This window comes from Serratia sp. Z4 (assembly GCF_009900725.1).
Classification (GTDB): Bacteria; Pseudomonadota; Gammaproteobacteria; order Enterobacterales; family Enterobacteriaceae; genus Serratia; species Serratia nematodiphila.
Genome location: NZ_JAAABD010000002.1, coordinates 178,860 through 199,595, shown reverse-complemented (window position 1 = coordinate 199,595; position 20,736 = coordinate 178,860). Strand labels below are relative to the sequence as shown.

At 60.3% G+C, this 20,736-nt stretch carries 20 protein-coding genes; 9 read left to right on the top strand and 11 right to left on the bottom strand.

The window, feature by feature from the left end; translation table 11 throughout:
• Positions 1–24: 24 nt before the first annotated feature.
• A complete protein-coding gene (ssmE, locus tag GT753_RS08830; protein ID WP_004930487.1) occupies positions 25–357 on the top strand; it encodes a multidrug efflux SMR transporter SsmE in 333 nt (110 codons plus the stop codon).
• Positions 358–834: 477 nt separating this feature from the next.
• Positions 835–1,089, top strand: a complete 255-nt coding sequence (locus GT753_RS08825) for a DUF333 domain-containing protein (RefSeq protein WP_015377999.1) — start codon at positions 835–837, stop codon at positions 1,087–1,089.
• Positions 1,090–1,113: 24 nt separating this feature from the next.
• On the opposite strand, the gene hslJ is transcribed toward GT753_RS08825, so the two are convergent.
• Positions 1,114–1,542, bottom strand: a complete 429-nt coding sequence (gene hslJ / locus GT753_RS08820) for a heat shock protein HslJ (RefSeq protein WP_160125527.1) — start codon at positions 1,540–1,542, stop codon at positions 1,114–1,116.
• A gap of 50 nt (positions 1,543–1,592) precedes the next feature.
• Positions 1,593–2,585: a 2-hydroxyacid dehydrogenase gene (locus GT753_RS08815; RefSeq protein ID WP_015377997.1), complete on the bottom strand. Its 993-nt coding sequence runs from the start codon at positions 2,583–2,585 to the stop codon at positions 1,593–1,595.
• Positions 2,586–3,052: 467 nt separating this feature from the next.
• Between GT753_RS08815 and GT753_RS08810 the strand changes: the two genes are divergently transcribed.
• Genes GT753_RS08810 through GT753_RS08800 form a run of 3 tightly spaced genes read left to right on the top strand, consistent with a single transcriptional unit; the run spans position 3,053 to position 6,191 of the window.
• On the top strand, positions 3,053–5,665 hold the full coding sequence (locus GT753_RS08810; protein ID WP_099982473.1) for a YdbH family protein: 2,613 nt from the start codon (positions 3,053–3,055) through the stop codon (positions 5,663–5,665).
• Complete coding sequence (locus GT753_RS08805) at positions 5,662–5,859, top strand: YnbE family lipoprotein (RefSeq protein WP_004930472.1); 198 nt, start codon at positions 5,662–5,664, stop codon at positions 5,857–5,859. Before GT753_RS08810 ends, GT753_RS08805 begins: the two co-directional genes overlap by 4 nt.
• Before the next feature lie 8 nt (positions 5,860–5,867).
• Positions 5,868–6,191, top strand: coding sequence for a YdbL family protein (locus GT753_RS08800; RefSeq protein WP_015377995.1), 324 nt, complete (start codon positions 5,868–5,870; stop codon positions 6,189–6,191).
• A gap of 119 nt (positions 6,192–6,310) precedes the next feature.
• On the opposite strand, the gene azoR is transcribed toward GT753_RS08800, so the two are convergent.
• Positions 6,311–6,916: an FMN-dependent NADH-azoreductase gene (gene azoR / locus GT753_RS08795; RefSeq protein WP_015377994.1), complete on the bottom strand. Its 606-nt coding sequence runs from the start codon at positions 6,914–6,916 to the stop codon at positions 6,311–6,313.
• 269 nt (positions 6,917–7,185) lie between these two features.
• Between azoR and hrpA the strand changes: the two genes are divergently transcribed.
• Positions 7,186–11,073 (top strand): ATP-dependent RNA helicase HrpA, encoded by a 3,888-nt coding sequence (gene hrpA, locus GT753_RS08790; protein WP_160125526.1) that lies wholly within the window; start codon positions 7,186–7,188, stop codon positions 11,071–11,073.
• On the opposite strand, the gene GT753_RS08785 is transcribed toward hrpA, so the two are convergent.
• Positions 11,051–12,208 (bottom strand): MFS transporter, encoded by a 1,158-nt coding sequence (locus GT753_RS08785; protein ID WP_160125525.1) that lies wholly within the window; start codon positions 12,206–12,208, stop codon positions 11,051–11,053. The genes hrpA and GT753_RS08785 overlap by 23 nt on opposite strands.
• A 100-nt stretch (positions 12,209–12,308) precedes the next feature.
• On the opposite strand from GT753_RS08785, the gene GT753_RS08780 reads away from it, so the two are divergent.
• A complete protein-coding gene (locus GT753_RS08780; protein WP_015377991.1) occupies positions 12,309–13,085 on the top strand; it encodes a helix-turn-helix transcriptional regulator in 777 nt (258 codons plus the stop codon).
• A gap of 38 nt (positions 13,086–13,123) precedes the next feature.
• Here the strand turns inward: GT753_RS08780 and GT753_RS08775 are convergent, their stop codons facing one another.
• The 3 genes from GT753_RS08775 to asr all read right to left on the bottom strand — a co-directional run bounded on the left by GT753_RS08775 (position 13,124) and on the right by asr (position 14,506).
• Positions 13,124–13,936, bottom strand: coding sequence for a serine protease (locus GT753_RS08775; protein WP_160125524.1), 813 nt, complete (start codon positions 13,934–13,936; stop codon positions 13,124–13,126).
• Positions 13,937–14,063: 127 nt separating this feature from the next.
• The gene (locus tag GT753_RS25920; protein ID WP_016927581.1) at positions 14,064–14,195 is read right to left on the bottom strand and encodes a hypothetical protein; all 132 of its coding nucleotides are present in this window, start codon (positions 14,193–14,195) and stop codon (positions 14,064–14,066) included.
• Positions 14,196–14,230: 35 nt separating this feature from the next.
• On the bottom strand, positions 14,231–14,506 hold the full coding sequence (gene asr, locus GT753_RS08770; RefSeq protein ID WP_004930450.1) for an acid resistance repetitive basic protein Asr: 276 nt from the start codon (positions 14,504–14,506) through the stop codon (positions 14,231–14,233).
• A gap of 184 nt (positions 14,507–14,690) precedes the next feature.
• On the opposite strand from asr, the gene GT753_RS08765 reads away from it, so the two are divergent.
• Positions 14,691–15,596 (top strand): alpha/beta fold hydrolase, encoded by a 906-nt coding sequence (locus tag GT753_RS08765; RefSeq protein ID WP_075684407.1) that lies wholly within the window; start codon positions 14,691–14,693, stop codon positions 15,594–15,596.
• A gap of 167 nt (positions 15,597–15,763) precedes the next feature.
• Here the strand turns inward: GT753_RS08765 and GT753_RS08760 are convergent, their stop codons facing one another.
• The 4 genes from GT753_RS08760 to folM all read right to left on the bottom strand — a co-directional run bounded on the left by GT753_RS08760 (position 15,764) and on the right by folM (position 20,122).
• The gene (locus tag GT753_RS08760; RefSeq protein WP_004938314.1) at positions 15,764–17,263 is read right to left on the bottom strand and encodes a carboxypeptidase M32; all 1,500 of its coding nucleotides are present in this window, start codon (positions 17,261–17,263) and stop codon (positions 15,764–15,766) included.
• A 34-nt stretch (positions 17,264–17,297) separates the two neighbouring features.
• Positions 17,298–18,602: a two-component system sensor histidine kinase RstB gene (gene rstB / locus GT753_RS08755; protein ID WP_031299665.1), complete on the bottom strand. Its 1,305-nt coding sequence runs from the start codon at positions 18,600–18,602 to the stop codon at positions 17,298–17,300.
• Positions 18,599–19,324: a two-component system response regulator RstA gene (gene rstA / locus GT753_RS08750; RefSeq protein ID WP_004938307.1), complete on the bottom strand. Its 726-nt coding sequence runs from the start codon at positions 19,322–19,324 to the stop codon at positions 18,599–18,601. The genes rstB and rstA overlap by 4 nt, the downstream gene beginning before the upstream one ends.
• Positions 19,325–19,399: 75 nt before the next feature.
• Positions 19,400–20,122: a dihydromonapterin reductase gene (gene folM / locus GT753_RS08745; RefSeq protein ID WP_160125523.1), complete on the bottom strand. Its 723-nt coding sequence runs from the start codon at positions 20,120–20,122 to the stop codon at positions 19,400–19,402.
• A 184-nt stretch (positions 20,123–20,306) separates the two neighbouring features.
• Between folM and GT753_RS08740 the strand changes: the two genes are divergently transcribed.
• Entirely contained in the window at positions 20,307–20,717 is a 411-nt protein-coding gene (locus tag GT753_RS08740; protein ID WP_004938301.1) for a hypothetical protein, read from the top strand.
• Positions 20,718–20,736 lie beyond the last annotated feature (19 nt).

The following is a 20,736-nucleotide window of genomic DNA, read 5'->3' as shown; positions in this document are numbered from 1 at the left end:
TCGGCAAATTGACAGAAGAAAACCATGAGCGCATTTATGTATTTGACGATGGCGATAGTCGCGGAAGTGATCGCCACCACCATGTTGAAAGCCTCTGAGGGCTTTACCCGCCTGTGGCCGTCGCTGCTGGTGGTGCTGGGTTACGGCGTGGCGTTTTGGGGGCTGTCGATGGTGGTCAAGAGCATGCCGCTGGGCATCGTGTATGCGATTTGGTCGGGCATGGGGATTGTGCTGGTGTCGGTCGCCGCGGTGTTCGTTTATCAGCAAAAATTGGATTGGCCGGCGATCGTTGGCATGGGATTAATTATTGCCGGCGTGCTGGTGATTAATTTACTGTCGAAAGCCTCGGTGCACTGAGTGTTATTTTGATGTAAAAAAAGCCGGCGTGACAGCAAGTCGCGCCGGTTGAAGAATTCAGTCATCATTCACTGAAAATAGTGGAATGCTAATTACTTAGCACCGCCAGCATAGACACAAATATCGTTCTCTCCGGTAGCAAAAAATGCGCCGCTGCAATGAAAGCACACGAAGATAATTAATACCGCTGTCGCGGGTAAAACTTCCTCGATGGCCGCGGTGACGTTATCACTTTTTTGCGTGCGGCCAGCGCCTGACAGCGCGTGGCGCCGTCACGGAAATATTCTGCAAACAAAATAAATGTTCGGCCGGCGCAAAAAAACGACAAATAATGGCTGGAATATATTTTCATTATTTATATATCGAGCTAGATTAAACAAGTTTGCATCAAAGATAGCGAAACGTGTCCGCCAAGTGACGCGCGTTATCAGCAATGGCGATTTTACACAGCGCAGTTCCGGGTTCAGGAGTGGGATAATGACGACATCAAAATGGCTGCTTGCCAGCGCCGTGCTGCTTTTAGCCGCCTGCAGCAGCAATAACGAAGAGCCAGTACAGCAGGGCAACAGTGCCAGAATCAATACGTTGCAGACCAGCGCCGGTTGCGCGGCGGTCGGCGGCGTCACCACCATCGCGCACAACTTGAACGGTGAAGCGCTGCGCATGTGCCAGATGCCGAACGGCAAGCAGTGTGAGGAACGCACGCTGGGCCTGGGCAGCTGCGCCGGGTAAGCCCACGGCGCCTGGCCTGCAGGATCAATACACCCAATCGCGCAGGGTATAAATAAGCGTGTGGCCGCTGCCGGTGAGCGTCAGCTGCTGTGCGTTTAGCGTCACTTCGGCACCGTTTTCCAGCACGGTGCCAATCACCCGATCCCAGCGGTTGCGCGGCTCATCAGGGCACAGCTTGCGCGTGGTGGCCAGCGATTTCACCGTCAGCACGCCGTTGCGTAATTGCCCCTGGCCGAAAAAGCGGTTGCACATCGTGCCGGAGACATGCAGGTTCTCGCCGAACTCCAGATTGAGCAGGCCGCCGCCCGCCGGTGATTTTGCCGTCTCGCCATCCACGCTTTGCAACACGAAGTTGTGATGCAACAGATCGCCTGGCGTGACGGCCGTGTGTGGTTTCATGCTGCACCCCGCTAAGGCCAGCGCCGCAAGGGCGGCTACCGTGGTTTTTCTCATCGCGTTCTCTCAAATAAACAGGGCGCCGCAAGGGCGCCCCGAGGTTACGCTCAGGCGTTCAACTGGTTCGGGCAGGTTTCGCCGCGATCCAACTGGCTGATGTTCTGCAGCGTGGTTTGCGAAATGCTGGTCAGCGCCTCTTCGGTCAGGAAAGCCTGATGGCCGGTAAACAGCACGTTGTGGCAGGCCGACAGGCGGCGGAACACGTCGTCCTGAATCACATCGTTAGACTTGTCCTCAAAGAACAGATCGCGTTCGTTCTCGTAGACGTCCATCCCAAGGGCGCCGATTTTTTGCTGCTTCAGCGCATCGATGGCGGCGGTGGAATCGATCAGCGCGCCGCGGCTGGTGTTGATCACCATTACGCCGTTTTTCATCATCGCGAAGGCGTCGGCATTCAGCAGGTGGTGGTTCTCCGGCGTCAGCGGGCAGTGCAGGGTGATCACGTCGGATTGCGCGTACAGCGTCTTCAGATCGACATACTCCGCGCCCAGTTCCAGCGCCTGTTCGCTCGGGAACGGATCGTAGGCCAGCAGTTTCATGCCGAAGCCTTTCAGAATGCGCATCGTTGCCACGCCGATTTTACCGGTGCCGATCACGCCGGCGGTGCGATTGTGCATGTTAAAACCGATCAGCCCTTCCAGCGAGAAGTTGGCGTCGCGGGTACGCTGATAAGCGCGGTGAATACGGCGGTTCAGGCACATCATCATGCCGACCGCGTGTTCTGCCACGGCCTCCGGCGAGTAGGCCGGCACGCGCACCACCTTGATGCCCAGTTCTTTGGCGGCGTCCAGATCGACGTTATTAAAACCGGCGCAGCGCAGGGCGAGAATTTCGACGCCCAGTGCCGCCAGTTCTTCGAGCACTTCACGGCTGCCGTCGTCGTTGACGAAGATGCACACCGCCTTGCAACCGGCGGCCGTTTTGGCGGTTTTTTTACTGAGTAAAAAGTCGAAGAATTCCAGCTCATAGCCAAACTGCTGATTCACCAGTTCGAGGTATTTACGGTCATACTGTTTGGTACTGTATATCGCCAATTTCATCGTGGTTTCTCCACCGTGATTTTGTGATCAATTTAACAGATTTTAGTAAATTCGACAATTGGTTAGCCCGTTCCGACATGGCCGAAATCGCTGCTGCAAGGCTGCGGTGGGGCTGGATACGATGGAGGGAAGACGACGGTGGCGACAGGCGGCAAAAAAATCCCCACGGGGGTGTGGGGAATGGCTTCTCTAGTACACAGTTAGCTAGCAGCTAAACTTTTATTAGAATGGTTGCAAGACTATTAATCATCAACGGTAACAACAATAACAAAAGTCTGAAAACTGTCCTGTTTATGTGATGTATATGTAACGAAAATCTACAACCCCGCACACGTTTGCGCCAAAAAGGTGCAAATCGCTTCTGCGAGCCCGCTCGGCTTCACCCTATGTCAAATTCGTGCCATCATTATTGTCAATTCAGGCATAGACTTAACCAATGCCTAACTCAGGAACGAAGCAATCATTTAATGACCAGGCGATTGAAAGTATTCATAGGGACGGTGGCGGGCTGCGCAATCCTGGTGCTGGCGTTGTGGCAAACCTTGCCGCGCTGGCTGCCGGGGGTGTTATCGCATTGGTTGCCGGTGGGGAGCCGCCTGGAATTGCAGGGCAAATTGCACTGGCGCCAGGGCGGCCTGGCGTTGGCGGGGGCGCGTTTCACTGCGCAAGATTGCCTGTTGGCCAACGTCGGGCCGACGCGGCTGGCTTACCGCCAGGGCCGCTGGCAGCTGTCGAGCGATAAGGTCAGCATCGATAGCGCCTGTTTGTCAAAACTGCCGAGCGGCGACGCCAACAGTGCGCCGCTGGCGCTCGATCAGCTGCAGCAACAGCTGCCGCCGCTGGATCTCACCATTAATGACCTGACGCTCATTCCCTGGCAGCGCTATGCCGGCAAGCTGCAGCTCTCCTCCGGCCCCGACGGGCAACGTCTGCATTATCGGGGCCCGAATCTCAGCGCCGAGGCGCAGCTGGATGAAAAACAACAGCTGACGTTGCAGAACCTGACCGTGGTTCCGCCCAACAGCGCACAACCGCTGCACCTCGCCGGCAAGATAACCATCCCGTTGGATCTGGCCAGCCTGCCGACGCAGGGCGCGTTGCAGGGGGAAATGCAGACCGCCTATCTGGAAAAACCGGTATTGCTGGACATGCGCTGGCAACAGCAGCAGGGCGTATTGACGGTGAGCGAGAAAGGCGACGATCGCCCGCTGGCGGTGTTGCCGTGGGAAGTCTCGCCGCAGCGGGTCAGCATCAAGCAGGGCGAGTGGCGTTGGCCGTACAGCGAGCAGCCGTTGAACGGCGGGCTCAGCATCGCGCTGCACGATTGGAGCAAAGGGCTGGATGAAACGGAGATCAGCGCGCGGCTGAACGTGATCACTGCGGGTCACAACGGCAAGGGCAATGCGGTGCTCACCCTCGGGCCGGGCAAGGTGGGGTTGACCGACAGCGATCTGCGCTTCCAACTGACCGGCCAGGCCAATCTGGCCGACTTTTCCACTACCGCGTCGATCCCGGGTGTGATCGGCGGCAGCATTCTCAACCCGACGCTGGTGCTGCAGCCCGGTTCGCTGCTGCGCCTGTGGGGCAAGGTGACGCCGGAAATGACGCTGGAAGAGGCGCGTTTACCGCTGGCGGGCGTGAAGGTGACCGCCGCCGGCATCACCGGCCGCCTGCAGGCGATTTTGAGCGCCAGCGACAGTTACTGGGGCCGCTTCAAGCTGCACCTGGACGGCCAGGCACAGGATTTCTGGCCGGACAAGGGCAACTGGCAATGGCGTTACTGGGGCAATGGCCGCTTGCCGCCGCTGCAGGCCGCCTGGGACGTCGCCGGCAGCGGCCGTTGGCGCGACAGTGAGTTGGTGCTCGATAAACTCTCCACCGGCTTCGATAAGTTGAAGTACGGTCTGGTGACGGTCGCCGCGCCGCGCCTGAGCCTCAATCAGCCGCTGCGCTGGCGGCGTGATGAACAAAGTCCGCAGTTCAACGGCGAGTTGCAGCTGGCGGCGGATAAGGTCAGCTTCAGCGACGGCGGCTATCTGCCGGCGCCGGTGCTGGCGCTGCAGGTGAACGGCCGTTCGCCGGACAGTTTCCAGCTGCAGGGCAAACTGCAGGCGCAACAGATTGGGCCGATCGCGCTGCGCGGCCGTTGGGACGGCGAACGTCTGCGCGGCGAAGCCTGGTGGCCGAAACAGTCGCTGAAGGTGTTCCAACCGCTGCTGGCGCCGGATCTCAATCTCACGCTGCGCGACGGCGAGTTTTACGCGCAGTCGGCGTTTTCCGCCGCTCGCGAACAGGGGTTCGAGGCCGGTGGTCACTGGGTGGTGAAAAACGGCGGCATGTGGCTGAAGGACGGCGAGATGAGCGGCCTGGATTTTATCCTGTCGTACCGGTTCAAGCAGCATCAGTGGCAATTGGGGGCCAAACAGCCGGTGTCGCTGCGCATCAAGTCTTTCACCAACCTGTTCGAGATGCAGAATATTTCCGCCGATCTGCAGGGCACCTATCCTTATAGCGAAAGGCAGCCGCTGACGTTGAGCAACGTCGGCGTGGACATGCTCAACGGGCATATCAGCCTGTCGGCGCTGCGGTTGCCGCAGCATGACGCCGCGGTGCTGAAGCTGGACAAGGTCGATCTCAGCGCGTTGTTCACCGCCCTGAAACCGAAGCAGTTCGCCATGTCCGGCCGGGTCGACGGCGAACTGCCGCTGTTCCTGAATCACCCGAAATGGCTGGTGCAAAACGGCTGGATCGCCAACGCCGGCACCCTGACGCTGCGGCTGGACAAAGACATGGCCGACGCCATCGGCAGCAATAACCTGGCGACCGGCGCGGCGATCGACTGGCTGCGCTACATGGAAATCAACCGTTCGCACGCCCGGGTCGATCTCGATAACCTGGGCGAGCTGACGCTGAGCGCGCGCATCGACGGTATCAACCCGCAGAAAAGCGCCAAACGCGAGGTGATCCTGAACTATCGCCATCAGGAAAACGTGTTTCAGCTGTGGCGCAGTTTGCGCTTCGGCGACAATTTACAGGAGTGGCTGGAGCAGGCCCTCTCACAACCTGGGGAGCAACAATGAAAATCATGAGTGTGTCGGCGCTGGCAGCGGTGCTGTGCGTTTCGCTGCTGAGCGGCTGCGTGCCGCGCATCGAGGTGGCGACGCCGAAGGATCCGATCACCATCAATATGAACGTCAAGATCGAGCATGAGATTCATATCAAGGTGGATAAGGACGTCGAAAACCTGCTGAAAACCCAAAGCGGTCTGTTCTAGGAGCCGACATGAAAAAACGTTATGTGTGGCTGGCCGGCGCCGCCTGGCTGTTCAGCAGCGTGGCGATGGCGCTGACGCTGGATGAGGCGAAGCAGCAAGGGCGGGTGGGCGAAACCCTGAGCGGCTATATTGCGCCGGTGAAACAGGATGCGGAAACGCTGGCGCTGGTGAAGCGCATCAACGCCGGCCGCGCCGAGAAGTATCAGGAAGTGGCGGACGGCAACCATATCGCCGTCGACGAAGTGGCGCGCATGGCGGGGCAGAAGCTGGTGACGCGTGCGCAGAGCGGCGAGTATGTGCGCGGCATCAACGGACAATGGTTGAAGAAATAAAAAAAAGCGCGCCGTCTGGCGCGCTAAATGATACGGATAGATGATTATTATGAGGGTAGTGCAGGTTTGACAGGACTTGCCTTTTGTCCGGCAGGGGCACGGCGCCCCTGCGCAGGGTCTTAGGCAGCAACCACCTGAGACAGGGCCGCTTTGGCGTCTTCCTGTGCTTTGGTCGCCACTTCCGGGCCGTAGGCGATGCCTTCCGCGAAGACGAACTCCACGTCGGTAATGCCGATGAAGCCCAGGAACAGACGCAGGTAAGGTTCTACCAGGTCGGTTGGGGTGCCTTTATGGATGCCGCCGCGGCTGGTCAGGATCACGGCGCGTTTGTTTTTCACCAGGCCTTCCGGACCGTTTTCGGTGTAGCGGAAGGTCACGCCGGCGCGGGCAACCAGATCGAAATAGTTTTTCAGCTGGGTCGGGATGTTGAAGTTGTACATCGGTGCGGCAATCACGATGACGTCATTGGCCTGCAGCTCGGCGATCAGCTCGTCCGACAGCGCCAGCGCTTCTTGTTGACGCGGGGTCAACGGCGCATCGGAAGGACGCAGCGCGCCAACCAGTTCGCCGTCCAGCACCGGGATTGGCTGTGCGGCCAGATCGCGTACGGTGATGGTGTCGCCGCTGTGGGCGTTGCTCCATTGCTCTACGAAGAAATCGGCCAGTTGGTTAGACTGAGAGTAGGTCGCCAGGATGCTTGATTTCAGAACCAATACGTTGCTCATCGATAATTCCTTACGTTGTGACAGTGACATCAGGACTCAGCGTCCCTTGCATGAAGTACATGCTATTCACATTCCTCCAACAGTGATAGCGCAATATTTCGAGATCTTCGTTCGATTTTATTGAATGACATGCCGAGGTTTTGCTCGCGGAAGTAGGGCGAAAAAGCCGTTTGTGATAGGCTGTGCGGCTAAAGCAAAAAAATCGCTAAAAAAACATTAAACCGTTGCCAAGCCTGGTCTTGGCGGCGAAGAAACAAGGAACACCGAACGTGAAATCTCCGCTCGAGGCACTGCCGGCCCAACTGGGCGAGCTGATGCTCCGCGATCAACAACGCCTGCGTCGTCGCCTGCAGGGCGCACGAAAAATCAAAAATCCCGATGCCCAGCTGGCGGTTGCCGCCGAAGTGGAAAGCGACATCGCGGCGGCGCGGCAAAAAGTGCTGGCGCGCGCCGCGTCTTGCCCGCGCATTACCTATCCGGAAAGCCTGCCGGTCAGTCAGAAAAAGCAGGACATTTTAAACGCTGTCCGCGATCACCAGGTGGTGATCGTTGCCGGGGAGACCGGTTCGGGGAAAACCACCCAGTTGCCGAAGATCTGTCTGGAGCTGGGGCGTGGGGTGAAAGGGCTGATCGGCCACACCCAGCCGCGCCGCCTGGCGGCGCGCACCGTCGCCAACCGCATCGCCGACGAGCTGGAAACCCCGCTCGGCGGCAGCGTCGGTTACAAGGTGCGCTTCAACGATCAGGTCGGGGAAAACACCCTGGTCAAGCTGATGACCGACGGCATCTTGCTGGCGGAAATTCAGCAGGATCGCCTGCTGATGCAGTACGACACGCTGATCATCGATGAAGCGCACGAGCGCAGCCTCAACATCGACTTTATTCTCGGCTACCTGCGCGAACTGTTGCCTAAGCGCCCGGATCTCAAGGTGATCATCACCTCGGCGACCATCGATCCGCAGCGCTTCTCGCGCCATTTCAACAATGCGCCGATCATCGAGGTTTCCGGCCGCACTTACCCGGTGGAGGTGCGTTACCGCCCGGTGGTCGACGACGGCGACGACACCGACCGCGACCAGCTGCAGGCGATTTTCGATGCGGTGGACGAGCTTGGGCGCGAAGGGCCGGGCGACATTCTGATCTTCATGAGCGGCGAGCGCGAGATCCGCGACACCGCCGACGCTCTGAACCGCCTCAATTTGCCGCACACTGAAGTGCTGCCGCTGTATGCGCGCCTGTCGAACAGCGAGCAGAACCGGGTGTTCCAGTCGCACCACGGTCGCCGCATCGTGCTGGCCACCAACGTGGCGGAAACCTCGCTGACGGTGCCGGGCATCAAGTATGTCATCGATCCGGGCACCGCGCGCATCAGCCGCTACAGCTTCCGCACCAAGGTGCAGCGCCTGCCGATCGAGCCGGTGTCGCAGGCTTCCGCCAACCAGCGTAAAGGGCGTTGCGGCCGCGTATCGGAAGGGGTGTGCATTCGCTTGTATTCCGAACAGGACTTCCTGTCGCGGCCGGCGTTTACCGATCCGGAAATTCTGCGCACCAACCTGGCGTCGGTCATTCTGCAGATGACCTCGCTGGGGCTGGGCGACATCGCCGCGTTTCCGTTCGTCGAAGCGCCGGATAAACGCAACATTCAGGATGGCGTGCGCCTGCTGGAAGAGCTGGGGGCGATCGCCACCGCCGACAACGGCCACTATCAGCTGACGCCGCAAGGCCGGCAGCTGGCGCAGTTGCCGATTGACCCGCGTCTGGCGCGCATGGTGCTGGAAGCGCAGAAGAGCGGCAGCGTGCGCGAGGTGATGATCATCACCGCCGCGCTGTCGATTCAGGATCCGCGTGAGCGCCCGATGGACAAGCAGCAGGCCTCGGACGAAAAACACCGCCGCTTCGCCGACAAAGACTCCGATTTCCTGGCGTTCGTCAACCTGTGGGATTATCTGCAGGAGCAGCAAAAGGCGAACTCTTCCAGCCAGTTCCGCCGGCTGTGCCGCAACGATTTCCTCAACTACCTGCGGGTGCGCGAGTGGCAGGATATCTATACCCAGCTGCGCCAGGTGGTGAAAGAGCTGGGGCTGCCGATCAACAGCACGCCTTCCGACTACCGCAGCGTGCACACCGCGCTGTTGACCGGCTTGCTGTCGCACATTGGCCAGAAGGATGCGGACAAGCAGGAATACACCGGCGCGCGCAATGCCCGCTTCTCAATCTTCCCCGGCTCCGGCCTGTTCAAGAAGCCGCCGAAGTGGACCATGGTGGCCGAACTGGTGGAAACCAGCCGCCTGTGGGGGCGCATCGCCGCGCGCATCGAACCGGAATGGATCGAGCCGCTGGCTCAGCATCTGGTGAAACACAGCTACAGCGAGCCGCACTGGTCGAAGTCGCAAGGGGCGGTGATGGCCAGTGAAAAGGTCACGCTGTTCGGTTTGCCGATCGTCGCGGCGCGCCAGGTCAATTACGGCGCCATCGATCCATTGCTGTGCCGTGAGCTGTTTATTCGCCATGCGCTGGTGGAGGGGGACTGGCAGACGCGCCACGCCTTCTTCCGCGACAACCAGAAGCTGCGCGCCGAAGTGGAAGAGCTGGAGCATAAATCGCGCCGCCGCGACATTCTGGTGGACGACGAAACGCTGTTCGGCTTCTACGATCGCCGCATCCCCAACGACGTGGTTTCCGGCCGTCATTTCGACAGCTGGTGGAAGAATGCCGCCAAGCAGCAGCCGGATCTGCTGAACTTCGAAAAAGAGATGCTGATCAAAGACGGCGCCAACAAGATCAGCGCGCTGGACTACCCGAACTTCTGGCATCAGGGCAATCTCAAGCTGCGGCTGAGCTACCAGTTTGAACCGGGCACCGACGCCGACGGCGTGACGGTGCACATCCCGCTGCCGATCCTCAATCAGGTGGAGGAGCAGGGCTTCGAGTGGCAGATCCCCGGTATTCGCCGTGAGCTGGTGATCGCGCTGATCAAGTCGCTGCCGAAACCGGTGCGTCGCAACTTTGTGCCGGCGCCGAACTACGCCGAAGCGTTCCTCGGCCGCGTAACGGCGCTGGAGTTGCCGCTGCTGGACGCGCTGGAGCGTGAATTGCTGCGCATGACTGGCGTGACCGTGTCACGTGATGATTGGCAGTGGGATCAGGTGCCCGATCACCTGAAGATGACTTTCCGCGTGGTGGGCGAGAAAAACCAGACGCTGCGCGAAGGCAAAGACCTGGCCGCGTTGCGCCTGCAGCTGAAAGAGAAGGTGCAGGAGACGCTGTCGGCGGTGGCCGACGATGGGCTGGAGCAGAGCAATCTGCATGTCTGGAGCTTTGGTCAACTGCCTGCCTTTTACGAGCAGAAGCGCGGCGGCTATTCGATGAAGGCTTACCCGGCGCTGGTAGATGAAAAGGACAGCGTGGCGATCCGCCTGTTCGACAGCGAAATCGAGCAGCAACAGGCGATGTGGCAGGGCACACGCCGCCTGCTGTTGCTGAATATTCCTTCGCCGATCAAATATCTGCATGAAAAGCTGCCGAACAAGGCCAAACTGGGGCTCTATTTCAACCCGTACGGCAAGGTGCTGGAGCTGATCGACGACTGCATTTCGTGCGGCATCGACAAGCTGATCGCCGAACACGGCGGCCCGGTTTGGCAGGAGGAAGACTTTGCACGGTTGCAGGAGCAGATCCGCGCCGAGTTGAACGACACGGTGGTCGAGGTGGCCAAACAGGTTGAGCAGATCCTGACGGCGGTCTTCAACATCAACAAACGGCTGAAGGGGCGGGTGGACATGTCGTTGGCGCTGGCGCTGTCGGATATCAAGACCCAGCTCAGCGGCCTGGTCTACCGCGGTTTTGTCACCGGCAACGGATGGAAACGCCTGCCGGACACGCTGCGCTACCTGCAGGCGATCGAGCGGCGGTTGGAAAAACTGGCTATCGATCCGCATCGGGATCGCGCGCAGATGCTGCGGGTGGAGCAGGTACAGCAGGCGTGGCAGCAGTGGCTGAACAAGCTGCCGCCGAAGCGACAGCAGGAGGAAGAGGTGAAGGCGGTGCGCTGGATGATCGAAGAGCTGCGCGTCAGCCTGTTCGCGCAGCAGTTGGGCACGCCTTACCCGATCTCCGACAAGCGCATTTTGCAAACTATCGAGCAGTTTTCGGGTTAAGCTCGGGCGCACCGGCCGGCAAGCGGCCGGCGCACCACAGGCTCAACAGGCCGCACAGCAGCAGCGTGGCGGCCAAATCCTGCCCGCGCGCCGCAATCGTCAGCCCCAGGCCGATCAACAGATAGTACAGCAACCCGAATAACGCGCCGGCGGTGCCGAGTTGCTGCCGGTAGCGGCTCAGCGCCTGGCTCAGCACATTCGGGATAGCCAACCCGAACGCCAGCATCACCAGCGCACAGGGAAGCAGCATCCACAGGCTGTGTTGCCACCCGAACAATGCCATACCGCTAGCCACCGCCAGCAAACCGCCCAGCAGGATCTGACGTTTGGCGCTGATGCCGCGCGCCAGCAGGTGGCGGTTCAACAGCGCCCCCGCCAGGCTGCCGAGCGCCAGCATCACACCCGAGTAGCCAAACTGTTGGCTGTTCAACCCCAGCCTTTCGAACATGAACGGCGCCAGGCTGAAGTAGCTGAACACCATAATATTGAAGCTGGCGACCAGCAGCGCCGAACACCAGATGTGACGATCGCGCAACATCGTCGCCAGGGTAATGCCCGGCGCGGCGGCCGTTGCGGTTTGCCGCGGCCGCGTTTCCGGCAATGTGCCGTAACTCCACAGCAGCAGCACCAGCGCCCAGGCCGCCTGCGCGGTGAAAATCGCCGCGCTGCCGCCCCAGGCGACCAGCGCGCCGCCGGCAAACATTCCCAGCAGCGGGCTGATGGAGAGCGCGATGCCGACCAGCGCGAACATGCGCCCCAGCGCCGGGCCTTGATAGACATCACGCAGCATGGTTTGCGTGACGATTGAGCCGACCGCGGCGCCGAAGGCGATCAGCGCACGGGCGGCCAGCAACAGCGTGAAACTGCCGCTCAGCAGGGCGAGGCCGGCGCCGACCAGATAGAGCGCCAGGCCGGCCAGCATCGCCGGACGGCGGCCGAACCGATCGCAGAAGGCTCCCCAAAAGGCGACGCCGAGGGCGAAGGCGAAGAAATAGATGGATAACGTCTGCCCGGCCTGCGCGGCGCTGATGCCGAAATCGCTGCGGATGGCGGTGAGCACCGGGCTGTACAGCGTTTCCAGGATCTGCGGCGTCATGATTGCGGTGACGAGCAGCGGTAAAGATAAGCGTTGCATGATGCAGGGTCTCCCTAAATGTTAAGGCGTCAGTATAGGGAGTCGCATTTTGTTCGATTACAATCATTAGGACAAAAAACAACAGGTATAGGACAATCTGATGGCGCTGATTCAACAGCATCACCCGTTCGACCCGGATCGGCTGCCGGCACCGGCTCTCGGCATCGCGGCGGAACTGGTGGAGCACGACTCCGGGCTGCATTGGCATCAGCGTTCGCAGCTGCTGTATGCGCCGCAGGGATGCATGACGGTCACGTTGGCGCAGCAGTGGCTGATTCTGCCGCCGACGCGCAGCGTCTGGATACCGGGCGGCATTGCGCATCGGGTGCAGCTGCGTGGCCGCGTCGCGTATCGCTCGCTGTATTTCGATCCGGCGCTGACGGCCGCCATGCCGCCACAGGCAGCGGTGCTGGCGGTAAACCCGCTGTTGGCGGCGATCGTTGAGCGCATCGCGCACTGGCCGCTGGACTATGCGTTGGCGCAGCCCCAGGCGCGCGATTTGCTGGCGGTGCTGATCAATGAGTTGGGCGAGGCGCAGCGCGAGAATACCCAGTTGCGGCTGCCGCAGGATAAGCGTCTTGCCGCCTGGCTGGCGACGCTGCCGGAGAGCGACGAGTTGCCGGCGTTGGCGGCGTTGGCGCAGCGTTTGCATCTGCACGCCAAAACGCTGACGCGGCTGTTTCAGCGGGAAACCGGCCTGAGCTATCAGCAGTGGTGCCAGCAGTGGCGGCTGATGCGCGCGATCGAACTGCTGGCGTCGTTGCCGTCGGTCAGCGCGGTGGCACAGCGGTTGGGATTTTCCAGCGACAGCGCGTTTATCGCTTTTTTCCGCCAGTTCACCGGCACCACGCCGCGGCGCTATATGCAAGGGGGCTGAAAAAGCACAACGGCGCATAATGCGCCGTTGTGAGAGGGTCAGTTGCCCGCCGCCAGGGCGTCCAGCGCTTCGCGGATGCCGGGCACCGCCAGGGCGCGGTTATCGGCGCGATAGCGATCTTTCGCCGCCGGCGCCGAGCTTTGGATGGCGATCAGCTGCCAGCCGTCGGCGGTTTTCAACAGCAGCGGTGAGCCGCTGTCGCCGGGCAGGGTATCACACTGGTGCGACAGTACGCCTTGCTGGGCCCAGCCGGTGACCTTGCAGTTTTGGTGGCTGTAGAGGTCATCCAGATGATCCTCCGGGTAACCCGCCTGAGTGATCAGCCGTTTGGCCTGTTTCAGGGCCTGGGTCAGCGCCTTGCTGTCGCCTTGCCACAGCGGCAACGGTGCGATCGGCAGCGGCTTTTTGTCTTTCAGCCGGATCAGCGCAAAATCATAAGCGGCCGCAGCGGGCGGGACGATCCAGCCATCGCCGTCCGGCTTCAGCTTTTTGCCCAGCGTGCTGTCGACCAGGGTCTCGATATTGCCGGTTTGATACTGCCAGGATTTATCGCCTGCCACAAAGCGCAGAGCGATGGCTTTATCCAGTTGCCCGGGCGGCGCCAGCACGCAGTGGCCGGCGGTCAGCGCCAGGTGCGGGGAGATCAGCGTGGCGGTACACAGATTGCCGCTGGCGGTTTCGACCTGGCCGATGGCTTGCCACGGCTGGGCGGCGGTATCCGTGACCTTGATTCGTTCATCTTTGCCGAAAAACAGACGCGTTTGCTCGGCCTTGGACGGACCGTCGGCGCGTGCCGCCTGAGTAGCGATGAGCGGGAGTGAGCACAGCAACAGTAAAACGGATATGCGCATAGATCTCTTGCCTGACAAATACGGATCATCCATAAACACACTGAATGCTAACTATAGACTGATTTAGCAGCCATGTGGATGGGCAATAATTGATTTTTCAATAATTTCCCGCCGGCAACGCGGCAGGCTACAGGTAAAAAAAGACGGCGATCAGTCCGCAAAGGATCAGGGCGGTCAGAACGATCTCGAACAGGTAGCGGCGCAGCATCAATGAGAACCCCCCGATGAAAAAACACCCGGCGAACCGGGTGTCGTACACGTCAAGCCTGAAGCGGTGAGGGGACCCTCACGTCATTACGCTTTTTTGTGGCTGGTTTTCTTGTGGTGCTTTTTAGCCGCCTGGGCTTTTTGCGCCGGGGCTTTCTTCACGGCTTTTTTGTGATGCTTCTTGGCCGCCTGCGCTTTCTGTACCGGCGCTTTCTTGCCGTGGTGTTTCACCTGAGCTTTAGCCGGCGCAGCGGTGGCGGTGGTTGCGGTAGCCGCAGGTGCGGTGGTGGCAGCCTCGGCAGCGAAAGCCACGGAAGACAGACCCATTGCAGCGGCAACAACCAGAGCTAATACTTTTTTCATCGTAGAATCCTCAACATGACTTTTGGGTATCAACCCCACTGCGGGGCCGTTGAAATGATAGTAGGCAAACGGCGCCCGGCTTTCCGTGAGTGATTGGTTTCGGCATGTAACCTAATGTACAGGGCGACGGCGGCGAGGGGATTGCTGCTATAATGACCGCCAGGCACGATAAAAGGGATTTAAAATGAACGAGATAGTGATTCGTTGTGGCGTAACCGAACTGGGCGAGGTGCCGCTGGCCTATGAGGACTGGGGCGATGAGGCGCACCCGCCGCTGCTGCTCATCATGGGCATCGGCGCGCAGCTGTTGCTGTGGCCTGACGATTTCTGCCGCGCCCTGGTGGCTCAGGGGTTTCGGGTGATCCGTTATGACAACCGCGACGTCGGCCTTTCCGGCAAAACGCAGGCGCAACGCACGCAGCCGTTGTGGCTGCTGATGCTGCGCGCCCAGCTCGGTTGGCAAACGCCGGTGCCTTATACCCTGGCGGACATGGCGACGGACGCGGCGCATCTGCTCGATCATTTACGCATCCCGCAGGCTCACGTACTGGGCGCTTCGATGGGGGGGATGATCGCCCAGGTGCTGGCCGCGGAATACCCGCAGCGCGTCGCCTCGTTATGCATCTTGTTCTCCAGCACCAATCAGCCGCTGTTGCCACCGCCGGCGCCTTCGCTGCTGTGGTTGTTGGTGCGCCGGCCGGCGGCCGATTTGACGCTGCAGCAGCGCCACGAGGGAATGAAGGCCTTCCTGCGCGCGCTCGGTACCCGGTTTTATCCGCCGGAGGAGGCGGAGCTGGATGCATTGGTGAATCGGTTGTTGAAGCGGGGCGTGGATCCCGAAGGCGTGCAGCGGCAACTTTCCGCGTTGCTCGGCAGCGGCGATCTGCGTCGCTACAGCCGGCGCATAGCCGCGCCGACGCTGGTCATTCACGGCGATCGCGATCGGCTGGTACGCAAGGCGGGTGGGGTGGCGATCGCCCGCGCGGTCGTCAACGCCAAATTGCATATTATGCCGGGCATGGGGCATGACCTGCCGGCCTCGTTGAGGCCGCAGCTGGCGGCGATGATCGCCCGTCATGCACTGGGATGAGAGGCCGGAATGCCGGCGTTTTTTGCTATTTTAGTTACAACATACTAATGGTGAGTGGCCACCCGCCACTCTGTAGCCAAGGCGATGTCGGCACAGAACGTGCGTTATGAAGCATTATCCGGTCTTGCAGGCGGGAAAAGGGCGCGGCAGGGCCGCGCCAGGGGAGATTACAGGTAGCGGTTTTCCAGATGCTGACGGAAATAGCGTGGGTTGAGCGCTTCGCCGGTTGCGTTGGCGATCAGCGTCTCGGTCGGGAAACGGCTGCCGTGGCGCCAGATGTTGTGCTGCAGCCAGTGGAACAGCGGCTGCAGGTTGCCGGCGGCGATATCTTCGTTCAGCGAAGGCAGGGCCTGACGCACGCTGTGGAACAGCTGCGCGGCGTACATCGCACCGAGGGTGTAAGTCGGGAAGTAGCCGAAGGCACCGTCGGTCCAGTGAATATCCTGCATGCAGCCGTTGCGGTAGTTGCCGATGGTGTCGAGGCCGAGGTAAGCACTCATCTTCTCATTCCACAGCGCCGGAATGTCTTCCACTTCGATATCGCCTTCGATCAGCGCTTTTTCAATTTCGTAGCGCAGGATGACGTGAGCAGGATAGCTCACTTCGTCGGCGTCGACGCGGATCAGGCCCGGTTTAACGCGCTGGTTGAGGCGAATGAAGTTGGCCTCTTCCAGCGCCGGCTGTTCGCCAAACTGCGCGGTGACTAACGGACGCAAGATTTTCAGGAATTCATTGCCGCGCGCCAGCTGCATTTCGAACAGCAGGCTCTGCGATTCGTGGATAGCGGTAGAACGGGCCAAGGCGACCGGCTGGCCAAGCAGATCGCGCGGCAGGTTTTGCTCGTAGCGGGCGTGGCCGGTCTCGTGCACGATGCCGAGCAGCGCGGTCAGAAACTCTTTCTCGTTGTAACGCGTGGTGATGCGTACATCTTCCGGCACGCCGCCGCAGAACGGGTGGGCGCTGACGTCGACGCGGCCATTGTCGAAGTTGAAACCGAGCAGTTTCATCACGCTCAGGCTCAGCTGACGCTGGGTGTCCACATTGAACGGGCCTTGTGGCGCCTGGCAGGGCTCATTAGCTTGTTTGGCCACCACGCGCTGCAGCAGATCCGGCAGCCAGGTTTTCAGATCGCCGAAGATGCGGTCGAGATCGCTGCTGCGCATGCCCGGCTCATACAGGTTGAGCAGAGCATCGTAACGGCTTGTGCCGGCCGCCTGCGCGCGGATCTGCGCCTCTTCCCGGCTGAGCTTGACCACCTCGCGCAGGTTGTCGGCGAAGCCGTCCCAATCGTTGGCAGGGCGCTGGGCGCGCCAGGCGTGTTCGCAGCGCGCACCCGCCAGCGACTTGGCCTCGACCAGCGACGCCGGCAGCAGCACGGCGTCTTCATATTGGCGGCGCATTTCGCGCAGGTTGGCGCGGTCGAGTTCGTCCAGCGTCTCTTGCTGCGCGCGATCCAACAGCGCGCCGGTGCTTTGTGCCGTTAAAATCTGGTGCTGCAGCACGCTCAGCTCGGCTAGCGCTTCGGAGCGCGCCTTGCTGCCGCCCGGCGGCATCATGGTTTGCATGTCCCAACCGGCGATGGCGGACAGGTGGCCGAAACGCGACAACCGGCTGAATAGGGCGCGCAGGTGATCGTAAGCAGACGTGTTGGAATGTGCAGATGTCATTATTATTCGGCTCCAATGAGAAGGTCTGGCGGCATTATGCCAGATCGGCTTTTAAACTGAATGTCGGCTTTACCGGCCAGCAGAAACGGAAACTGGCGCCGCCGAGCGAACTGCCTTCGACGAACACCTGCCCCTGGTAGGCGACGGCGATGGAATGGACGATGGCCAGTCCCAACCCGCAGCCGCCGGTAGCGCGATCGCGGCTGGGGTCGAGACGGACGAAAGGTTCAAACACCCGTTCACGCTCTTCCGGCGGAATACCCGGCCCGTCGTCCTCGACCTGCAAGCAGGCGAGGTCGCCGTCAAACCACAGGCCGACGCGCAGACGCTGTTCGGAATAGCGCAGCGCGTTGTTGACCAGGTTGTCGAGAACGCGCTCCATCAGGCGCAGATCGACGCCGCCGAAGTCGCCGACGTGTGGGATATCGAGCTGGATGTCACGTTCCTGATGAATAAGACGGATATCATCGACCTTGTCCTCAAGCCATTTTGGCAGATCGATGGGTTCAATGTTTAACGCAACCTGCGGGCGGTCCAAACGGGCATAGGTCAGCAGCTCGTCGATCAGCGACTCCAGCTGGCCGATATCGCGGTTCAGCGCCTGCTGCTCGCTTTCGGACAGATTATCGCTCATTTCGAGCCGGTAACGCAGGCGCACCAGCGGCGTTCGCAGCTCGTGCGCGATGCCGTCGATCAGCTGTTTCTTGCTGGCGATCAGGGTATTGACGCTGTCGGCCATCTGGTTGAACGCCACGCCGAGCCGGCTCAGGCTGGAGGTGGGATCGAAGTGGGTGCGCTCATCCAGATGCCCGGCGCCGAGCCGCTGGGCGGCGTTTTCCAATTTGAGCAGGTCTTGCCAGTGCGGCCGCATCCACAGAAACACCGGCAGCGCCAGCGACATGCCGATAAACACCAGCAATACCAGATCCAGCAGGCGCATCTGGTGCAGGTAGAACAGATAAGGAATGGGGCCGACCACTAACACGTAGTGGCTGCGCGGAATGCGCTGCATAAAGGTGTACTGATCGTCGAGGGCGATGATTTCCCCCAGCCGCAGCCGTTTTTTCAGATCCTCGCTCAGCGCCTGTTTGCCGAGCGGTTCGATATGCAGTTTGAACGACAGATTGAGATCCAGCGTGGCGATGGTCTTGTTCCAGTCCTTCAACGGGATTTCGCGCAGCTCGCTGCGCATCAGGTACAGCGAACTTTTCATCAGATCGTCCATCGACTGGCGGCCGGCGCGCTCGGCGGTCACCTTGTACACCAGGCCAACCAGCATCGCCATCACCAGAAAACAGACGAACAGCAACAGGAAGAACTGGACGAAAAGTTTTCTCATTGTTGCACCGATGCCCAGGCGTTAGGGGCGAACAGATAGCCTTTATTGCGCACGGTCTTGATGCGGAACGGTTCTAGCGCGTTATCGTACAGCTTGCGGCGCAGGCGGGAGATCGCCACGTCGATGCTGCGATCCATGCCGTCATAGCTTACGCCGCGCAGGTTTTGCAGCAACGCCTCACGATCCATGATCTGGCCGGCGTGGGTCGCCAATTCCCACAACAAATCGAAATCCGAGGTGGACAGGGTGATCGTTTCTTCGCCCAGCGTGACCTGCCGGTTGACCGGATCGATGCACAACAGCCCGAAATGCAGCGCGTTGTGCTGGGTGAGCGGCTGAACCGACTCTTCTTTCGGCTGCTGGCTGTGTTGGCGCAGGTGCAAACGCAGGCGGGCCAGCAACACCGCCGGCGGCGTGGTTTTCAGGATATAGTCGTTGGCGCCCATCTCCAGCGACAGAATATGGTTCATGTCGCTGTCGAGCGAGGTGAGCAGCACGATCGGGCCGGGGAAGGTAGGGCGCAGATCGCGGCACAGCGTCATGCCGTCTTTGCCGGGCAGCATAATGTCCAGCAGCACCAAATCGGGTTGCTCGCGCTCAATGCGCGCCTGCGCGCTGTCGCCGCGCGGTTCGATCAGCACCTCGATGTCGTGTTTGCCCAGATAGGCGGCGATCAGCTTGCCGACTTCAGGATCGTCTTCCACAAAAACAATTTTATGCATATGCCCGTGTTTTAATAAGAAAAGCGGATTTCAGCATAGCGCGGCCTACAGCGATGCGCCATGCGGATCTTTGCCTCAGCGCAGCGGCCGCCCGCCGTCGACGCCGTGGGTGCGGCCGGTCACGTAACGGCTCTCCAGCAGGTAGCTCACCAGATTGACCACTTCGCTCTCGCCCGGCGCGACCTTCATCAGCGATTTCGCCAGCGCTTGTTGGCGGTAGGCTTCATCGTCGCCCGGATTGAAGATGATCAGCGCCGGCGCGATGGCGTTGACCTTCACCTCCGGCGCCAGCTTGCGGGCGAACGATCGGGTCATATTGTCCAGCGCGGCCTTGCTGGCGGCGTAGGCGATATGTTTGTCGCTGCCTTTTTCCACCACGTAGTCGGTCAGATGGATAATGTCAGCGCCCGCCTGGCCCTGGCCGGTCAGGCAAGATTCGAGCAGTTGGTTGAGCAAATAGGGCGTATAGACGTGAATTTGCAGCATCGCCGCCATCACTTGCTCCGGCGGCACTTCCGCCGACTCGGCCTGCCAGGCGCTGGCGTTGTGGATCACCGCGCGCAATTTGGGCGCCACCTGTCGCACCTGGTCGGCGAAACGGTAGATACCGTCGTGCGTGGAAAAATCGCCTTGAATGCAACTGGCGCCCAAGGCTTTCAACTCGGTCATCGCCGGATATTCGCTGCGATAGGCGATGATGACCGGAACGCCGCGCTGGAGAAACGCTCTGGCGAGCGCCAGCCCGATGCGCCGCGCGCCGCCGGTAATCAGCACCGGGGCAGAGTTGGGGTGTTCCATTGATTAAAGCTCCTGGACAGACTGGCAAACAATAGGGGAATTATGCCATCATACGGCGGAAAGTCGTTAAAGCTTCGCATGATTATCCATTTCTGGATGTAAGATCCCCAATGCGTTTCAGGTTGCCGCCCGGCGGCGGCTTGAAAGACCACGGGTTAACACTGGCCATGAGAGGAATGAGGGGATGAACAGCAATCACCTTGCATCCATCGCGCGCAGTGAGAAAATCTGTTTCGACTATATGGATTTTCTGTCCGCATCGTGCAGGAAGCACTGGCGCTTTGTTGATGCTATTTATGGTGTGATGCCGATCTTCGGCATGGTGTTGAAATCGCGCGTGACCACGTCACAAACGCGCAAAGAGCAGTTGAAAGAGCTGGCGCTGCAAGTGGTGTCGACACAGGTCAGCGATGAAACCAATATCGTGCGCCTGATTGACCTGGCGCAGCAGCAGGGCCTGACGGTATTTGATATTCAGTTGCCCTATGCGCTGGAAGCACAACAGCTGGCGGCCATTCAAAAAGAGTGCGAGGAAGGCATTGCGATCGCCCTGGTGGGTGAGCGCATGACCATCACCATTCCCCCTAAAAGCTGACCGGGTGTACCGACCCGGC